Source organism: Streptomyces sp. WM6386 (assembly GCF_000972385.1).
Classification (GTDB): Bacteria; Actinomycetota; Actinomycetes; order Streptomycetales; family Streptomycetaceae; genus Streptomyces.
Genome location: NZ_JXTE01000083.1, coordinates 24,296 through 31,644, shown reverse-complemented (window position 1 = coordinate 31,644; position 7,349 = coordinate 24,296). Strand labels below are relative to the sequence as shown.

Here is a 7,349-nt window from a genome sequence, read left to right as displayed (position 1 = left end):
CGGTCCCGCGCCGACTTCCGGTCCCGCGCCGACTTCCGGTCCCGCGCCGACTTCCGGTCCCGCGCCGACTTCCGGTCCCGCGCCGACTTCCGGTCCCGCACCCGCCTCCGGGGCAGCGCCGTCCTCCGGCCCTGCACCCGCCTCCCCTCCCGCCCCGGCGCCGGGGGCTGCGCCCACCTCCGGCCTCGCACCCGCCTCCAGGCCCACGCCCGCCCGCAAGCCCATCCTCGGCTTCACCGCCGCCACTCCCGTGGACGAGCCCGATCCCAAGCCCACCCCGCCCCGCGGCTTCGATGCCGTGGCCGAGGCCGTGCTCGGGGACGATCCGGCGACGGCGTACGACGGTGGCGGGACCGTGTTCCTGGCCGGGCCGATGGCGCGGATCAACGAGGCCGTGAAGGCGGGCCGGGTGACGGAGGCCGCGCAGCTCGCCGAGCAGACCGTCGGCGAGGCCTCCCACACGCTCGGCCCGGAGCACCCCGAGGTGCTGCGGCTGCTCGAACTCACCGCGTACATCGCCTACTTGGCCGGCGACCCGACCCGCGCCTTCGGACTCTCCCTGGACCTGGCCCGCACCCGCCACCACGCGAGGGACACGGAGGCCGCGTACGGCAACATCCAGAGCGCGGCGACCGCCTGGCGTGCCGTACGCGACCCCGAGCAGGGCCTGCGCATGGGAGTCGACCTGATCGGCCTGTGGACCGAGCTGGCCATGGAGGGCGGCCCGGCAGCCGAGGACATCGAGCAACTCGAGTCGGCCCGGACCCGGATGGGCCGTCTCGCCGAGCGCGCCCGCAAGCTCAACCCCTAGCCGGAAACCAGACCCCTAGGACGACAGATTCCGCACCACATACGCCAACGTGTGCTGTGCTGCGGCCTGCCCACCAGCGCCAGGTGAAGCCGAACGCCTGTGCCCGTGATCGCTGATTGGGGTGATCGCGGCGGGAGAAGGGTGCGGGTGTACGGATCTCGCACGCATAGTCGTCTGGCAGGGGTCGATGACCATACGTGGGCGGGGGTGATGGCGTGGCGACAGTGACAGCCGACGGGATGGGGCATGCCCGGTACACATACAGGCTGCGGGTGTCCTCCAGTGTCCGCACAGCCCTCACGGCGGAGTGGGACCGGTGCCGGTGGGCGTGGAACGAGTGCGTGGCCAAGTCCAAAGCCGTGCACCTGCACAACAAGGCCGGCGATAAGAAGCAGACGTGCGGCCCGGCTCAGCTCGACAGGATGCTGACCGAGGCGCGTGGGGCGATCCCGTGACTGCGCGAGGGCTCCTCGGTACCACAGCAGCAGATCATCAGGGACTTCGGCAAGTCCAGGGCCAAGGCGCAGAAGGACATCCGTGAACGGGTTCCGCAGCACCGCCGGGCGGGCATGCCGAGGTGGAAGAAGAAGCGCGAGACGCTGCCTACTTTCAACTACACCCGGCGCGGCTTCCAGCTGAAGGACGGCACTCTGCATCTGGCGGGTGGGATCGTCTTGACCGTGGTGTGGTCGCGGGGGCTGCCCGCCGCTCCGTCCAGCGTCCGCGTCTATCAGGACAGCATTGGCCACTGGTACGCCAGCTTCGTCGTCCCCGCCGCCGTCGAGCCGCTGCCGGAAACCGGTGCGGCGATCGGCGTCGACTGGGGTGTGAAGGAGACTGCCACCACCACGTCCGACACTCACGATCTCCCGCACGCCGGGCACGGCAGGAAGGCCGAGAAGAAGCTGACCCGGTACGACCGGATGATGGCCCGCCGAAAGCCGGAGAAGGGGCAGGCAGGATCAAAGGGCTACCGCGAGGCGAAGCGGCTGCGCGCCAGGGCATGCAAGAAGATCGCGCGCCAGCGCCAGGACGCCGGCCGTAAGTGGGCCAAGAAAGTAGTGACTGACCATGAAGCCCTGGCCGTAGAGGACTTCAGGCCGAAATTCCTCGCCAGGACCACCATGGCCAAGAAGGCCGCGGACGCCGCCATCGGCGCCATCGGCGCCACCAAGCAGGCCCTGATCGAGATGGCCCGCAAGCATGGCAGGATCGTGCACCTGATCCACCCCGCGCACACCACGATGGACTGCGCGCAGTGCGGAGCGAGAGCCAAGCACACTCCCCCACTGCCTTAAGGGCGTGGGGGGACCCCCAGCCGCTGGGCATGCGCACCTACACCTGCACTCGCTGCGGAATCTCCTCGCCGAGAGACAAGAACTCCGCACGCGTGATGCTCATCCGGGCTGGTCTCGACCCGGCTGGCGTCGAGGGCATAAGACCATCTGGGGCGCCGCCCCGGATGGCTGCCTGAGCCAGGAATCCCCTCCCGCTCAGGGAGGGGCGGATTCAACATCCAGGCACCCCATACGCCGTCAAGAGCGATATCAGGACACCGAGTTCGCATTCCGGAGCCGTGAAAACCCGGCTCTACTGCACACAGAACTCGTTCCCCTCCGGATCCGCCATCACCACCCACTCACCCCCGGCCTCCTTCACCTCCCGCAGCACGCTCGCGCCGAGCGCCGTCAGCCGCTGCACCTCGGACGCCCGCTTCCCCTCGCCCGGGTGCAGGTCGAGATGGAGCCGGTTCTTGACCGTCTTCTCCTCCGGAACCCGCTGGAACAGCAGCCGTCGGCCGAGGCCGGTGCCGCTGTCCTTGTCATACGGATCGTCGGGGTGTCGTACGGCGACCAGGTCGCGGAAGGCGAGCCGGGCGTGGAACTCGACGGTGGCCTCACGGGGGAGGGCGCCGAGCTCCAGCAGACGCTGGATCAAGGCGTCGTTGTCCTCGATCTCGTACTCCAGCGCGGCGGCCCAGAAGTCGGCCTGCGCTTGGGGGTTTCCGGCATCGATGACGAGCTTCCAGTGCACAGGAGTCATGCACTCACTTATAGCGCCGCCCACTGACAAAGCCCGGCATCACGGCCCCGCCAAGCGCTCCGCTGGAAGTGCGGTGGACGGGTTGTTGTTCGTCTGCGGCGCTGTCGTGGCTGGTCGCGCCCACGCGGCGGCAGCCGCACATTGACACAGCCCCGCGCCCCTTCGGGCGCTGCCGAACCGCAGTGGAATTCACCCGGCCCGCTCAGACCGCCTCCGCCCCCCGCCGGTCGTACGTCTCCCGCGCCGCCGCGATCTCCCCCTGATGCACCTCCGTCCAGGTCACCAGCGACTGGATCGTGGCGTGCAAGGTCCCGCCCAGCGGCGTCAGTTCGTACTCCACCCGCGGCGGCACCACCGGATGCACGGTCCGTTTCACCAGCCCGTCCCGCTCCAGCTGCCGCAGTGTCACGGTCAGCATGCGCTGGCTGACGCCGTCGATCTCCCGGCGCAGTTCGGTGAAGCGGAGCCGCCGGTTCTCCAGCAGGGCGATGACAAGAAGCGACCACTTGTCGGCGACCCGATCGAGGATCTGCCTTACCTGACAGTCCTCCCGGGTGTCCCATTGGAAGGGGTCGGCGTCGCCGTAGTCCACGGTGCTCTCGCAGTAACCAGGTGACTTCGAAGTGCCTTCTTCCATGTCTGTCGATGCTGCCTGAGGCTGGGGGTGGTTACAAGAGGGAACCGACCCTCATTCGGGTAACCGTCCCCTACTTATGGAGCACTGCCATGGGCACGCGCGCGTGGGCGCTGTTACTCGTCCTCTGCGGAACGATCTTCCTGGAGGGCGCCGACATCGCGATGATGGCGATCGCGATCCCGTCGATCAGATCCGACCTCGGTCTCGCGACGGACACCGCGGCGTGGGTGATGAGCGCCTATGTCCTCGGCTACGCCGGCTTCACCCTGCTCGGCGGCCGCGCCGCCGACCTGCTCGGCCGCCGCCGGATGTTCCTGCTCTGGCTGGCGGTCTTCCTCGCCTTCTCCGGCCTCGGCGGGTTCGCGACCGAGGGCTGGATGCTGATCGTCGCCCGCTTCGTCACCGGCATGGCCTCCGCGTTCATGACACCGGCCGCACTGTCACTGATCACGACCTCGTACCCGGCGGGCCCGCAGCGCGACAAGGCCCTCCTCGTCTACGCCGGTACCGGTGCCGGCGGCTTCTCGCTCGGCCTGGTGATCGGCGGCCTGCTCACCTCGCTCGACTGGCGCTGGGTGTTCTTCGCCCCGGTACTGATGGCGGGCGCGCTGCTGGTGGCCGCGGTACGGCTGATTCCGCACCAGGAGGCCCCGCGGCCCGGGCGCCGGAGCTTCGACCTGCCCGGCGCGATCACCGTCGCCGGCGCCATGCTGCTGGCCGCCTACACCGTCGTACGGCTGGAGCACGGCCTGCACGGCTGGCCGTTGACGGCGGCATCGGCCCTCGCGGCGCTCCTGCTCGCCGTGCTCTTCGTGGCCGTCGAACGCCGCTGCGCGAACCCCCTTGTCCGGCTCGGCATCCTGCGCGAGGGGCCGGTGGCCCGTGCCAACGTCGGCATGATGCTCTTCGTCGGGGCCTTCTTCGGCTTCCAGTTCGTCGTGACGCTGTACCTCCAGGAACTGCGTGGCTGGTCGGCGCTCCAGACCGCGATCGCCCTGGTGATCATGGGATGCGACGCCGTACTGGCGCCCACTCTCACCCCGCGGCTGGTCGCGCGTTTCGGGCACGCGCGCGTGATCGTCGTCGGCTTCGTGCTGGCGGTGGTGGCGTACGGGCTGTTCCTGCCGGTCGGCATGGACTGGCCGTATCTGGCGATGCTGCCGACGCTGTTCGTCGCGGGCACCGCCTTCGCGCTGGCGTACGGGCCGCTGACGATCGCGGCGACCGAAGGGGTGAGCGACGCAGAGCAGGGGCTGGCCGGCGGCCTGCTGACCACGTCCACCCAGTTCGGCTCGGCGGTCGGGATCTCGGCGGTGACGGCCGTCTACGGCTTGGCTTCCACCGGGTCCGGGCCCGAGGCGACGCTCTCCGCGTTCCGTACGGCGCTCGTGGTGCCCGTCGCGATGGTGGCGCTGGGCCTGCTGGTCTGTGCCCTGAGCCTGCGAGCCGTGCGCAGCGCGTCCCAGGTGAGCAGCGACAGCGCCAGCCAGACCAGCGAGAAGCCGGCCCAGCGCTCCGGCGGCATGGCCTCGTGGAAGTAGGTGATGCCCAGCAGGAACTGGAACACCGGTGCGAGGTACTGGAGCAGACCGAGGGTGGAGAGGGGCACGCGGATGGCCGCCGCGCCGAAGCAGACCAGGGGGAGCGCGGTGACCAGGCCGGTCCCGGCGAGCAGGGCGGCGTGCCCCGGGCCCTCGGTGGCGATCGTGGCGTCGCCGTGCGCGGTCAGCCACAGCAGATAGCCCAGCGCGGGCAGGAACTGGATCGCGGTCTCGGCGGCGAGCGATTCGAGTCCGCCGAGGTTGACCTTCTTCTTCACCAGGCCGTACGTGGCGAAGGAGAACGCGAGAACGAGTGAGATCCACGGCGGACGCCCGTACCCGACGGTGAGCACGACCACGGCGCCGCCACCGACGGCGACCGCCGCCCACTGCACGGGCCGCAGCCGCTCCTTCAGGAGCAGCACGCCCATCGCGATGGTGACCAGGGGGTTGATGAAGTAGCCGAGGGAGGCCTCGACGACCCGTTCGTTGTTCACGGCCCAGATGTAGACGCCCCAGTTGACGGCGATGGTGGCCGCGGCGACCGAGATGAGCGCGAGCTTGCGCGGCTGCCGCAGCAGCTCGCCGGCCCACTTCCAGCGTCGTACGACGACCAGCGCCAGGGTGACGACGAGGAAGGACCAGGCCATCCGGTGGGCGAGCACCTCGGCCGATCCGGCGGGCTTCAGCAGGGGGAAGTAGAGCGGGAACAGCCCCCACATCCCGTACGCGGCGAAGCCGTTCAGCAGTCCTATGTGCCGCTCACCCCTCGGCTTCCCGCTCACGGGCCCTCCCTCTCACGTCGACCTCGCCTGCACGAAGGTAACGCCGAGCACCCCCGCCTGTCATGCCCGTATCGCTATACGGTCATGACAGGCGGGGGTCGGAGACTCAAGGGCCTTGGGGGAGTGTCAGCCCTTGAGCCCGGCCGCGATCGCCTCGGACAGCGGGCTGGTCGGACGGCCTGCGAGCCGGGAGAGGTCACCCGAGGAGACGACGAGCTCGCCCTTGGCTATGGAGGCGTCCACGCCCGCGAGGATCGCGGCGAGCGGCGCGGGCAGCCCGGCGCCGGCCAGGATGCCGGTGTACTCCTCGGTCGAGACGGCGTTGTAGGCGATCTCCTTGCCGGTCTGGCTGCTGAGCTCGGCCGCGTACTCGGCGAAGCTCCACGCCTCGTCGCCGCCCAGCTCGTACGTCTGGTTCTCGTGGCCCTCGCCGGTCAGCACGGCGACCGCGGCGGCCGCGTAGTCGGCGCGCGAGGCGGAGGAGACCCGGCCCTCGTCGGCGGCCTGGGTGACGGCGCTGTACTGGAGGACGGGGGCGAGGTTCTCGGTGTAGTTCTCGTGGTACCAGCCGTTGCGCAGCAGCGTGTACGGCAGGCCGGAGGCGAGGAGCGCCTCCTCGGTGCCGCGGTGGTCGTCGGCGAGCGCGGCGGTGAGGGAGCCGGGGGCGCTGGTGTACGCGAGCAGGGCCACGCCGGCGGCCTTGGCGGCGTCGATGACGACCTTGTGCTGGTTGACCCGGCCCTTGTCGAACTCGTTGCCGGAGATCAGCAGCACCTTGTCGCCGGAGGCGAAGAGGCTGCCGAAGGTCTCGGGAGTGTTGTAGTCCGCGATCGCGAGCTGCACACCCTTCGCCGCGAAGTCGGCGCCCTTCTCGGCGCTGCGGACGACGGCGGTGACCTGGTCGGCCGGCACCTTCTCCAGCAGCTGCTCGATGACGTGGCGGCCCAGGTGTCCGGTGGCTCCGGTGACGACGATGCTCATGGTGTGCGATCTCCTTGTGGGGTGCGGTGACGCTAACCATAGGGGGTGCGCTAACTGTTTGAAAGTACCCACTTTGAAGTAAGGTACTGGCATGGCAGTAAGCAGCGTGGAGACGAGTGTCGAGGCCATGTGCCCGCACCGCCTGGTCCTGGAGCACGTCACCAGCCGCTGGGGCGTCCTGGTCCTGATCGCCCTCCTGGACCGCTCGTACCGCTTCAGCGAGCTCCGCCGCGAGATCGGCGGCGTCGGCCGCGGCGTCAGCGAGAAGATGCTCACCCAGACCCTCCAGACGCTGGAGCGGGACGGCTTCGTACACCGGGACGCCAAACCGGTGATCCCCCCACGCGTCGACTACTCCCTCACCGACCTGGGCCGCGAGGCCGCGGAGCAGGTGCGGGGGCTCGCGGCGTGGACGGAGGCGCGGATGGGGGCGGTGCAGGAGGCGCGGGAGGGGTACGACGCGCGGAAACGGGCCTCTGAGTAGGAATGACGCAATCGCTCAGGGCCTGCCGAACGTATGCCGACGGCGCTCGCCGGGCACATACATGACA

7 protein-coding genes and 2 pseudogenes are annotated in these 7,349 nt (G+C 69.8%); 5 read left to right on the top strand and 4 right to left on the bottom strand.

Annotated features, from left to right (window positions below):
- Positions 1–250: 250 nt before the first annotated feature.
- From TN53_RS35270 to TN53_RS35265, 3 genes and pseudogenes are all read left to right on the top strand, one after another.
- Positions 251–811 (top strand): hypothetical protein, encoded by a 561-nt coding sequence (locus TN53_RS35270; RefSeq protein WP_324609638.1) that lies wholly within the window; start codon positions 251–253, stop codon positions 809–811.
- A 215-nt stretch (positions 812–1,026) separates the two neighbouring features.
- Positions 1,027–1,266, top strand: coding sequence for a hypothetical protein (locus TN53_RS48635; protein ID WP_159038233.1), 240 nt, complete (start codon positions 1,027–1,029; stop codon positions 1,264–1,266).
- Positions 1,267–2,285, top strand: a pseudogene (locus tag TN53_RS35265) (RNA-guided endonuclease InsQ/TnpB family protein).
- 116 nt (positions 2,286–2,401) lie between these two features.
- On the opposite strand, the gene TN53_RS35260 reads toward TN53_RS35265, so the two are convergent.
- Positions 2,402–2,854: a VOC family protein gene (locus TN53_RS35260; protein WP_046262878.1), complete on the bottom strand. Its 453-nt coding sequence runs from the start codon at positions 2,852–2,854 to the stop codon at positions 2,402–2,404.
- 202 nt (positions 2,855–3,056) lie between these two features.
- A complete protein-coding gene (locus TN53_RS35255; RefSeq protein WP_046262877.1) occupies positions 3,057–3,491 on the bottom strand; it encodes a winged helix-turn-helix transcriptional regulator in 435 nt (144 codons plus the stop codon).
- 8 nt (positions 3,492–3,499) lie between these two features.
- Between TN53_RS35255 and TN53_RS35250 the strand changes: the two are divergent.
- Positions 3,500–4,735, top strand: a pseudogene (locus tag TN53_RS35250) (MFS transporter); the annotation flags it as partial.
- Between the two features lie 80 nt (positions 4,736–4,815).
- On the opposite strand, the gene rarD reads toward TN53_RS35250, so the two are convergent.
- Both rarD and TN53_RS35245 read right to left on the bottom strand, forming a co-directional pair.
- On the bottom strand, positions 4,816–5,817 hold the full coding sequence (gene rarD / locus TN53_RS45895) for an EamA family transporter RarD (protein ID WP_095046902.1): 1,002 nt from the start codon (positions 5,815–5,817) through the stop codon (positions 4,816–4,818).
- 126 nt (positions 5,818–5,943) lie between these two features.
- Positions 5,944–6,798, bottom strand: a complete 855-nt coding sequence (locus tag TN53_RS35245) for an SDR family oxidoreductase (protein ID WP_046262876.1) — start codon at positions 6,796–6,798, stop codon at positions 5,944–5,946.
- A 91-nt stretch (positions 6,799–6,889) separates the two neighbouring features.
- Here TN53_RS35245 and TN53_RS35240 point away from each other — a divergent pair, with 91 nt between their 5' ends.
- A complete protein-coding gene (locus tag TN53_RS35240) occupies positions 6,890–7,282 on the top strand; it encodes a winged helix-turn-helix transcriptional regulator (RefSeq protein WP_046262875.1) in 393 nt (130 codons plus the stop codon).
- Positions 7,283–7,349: the final 67 nt, after the last annotated feature.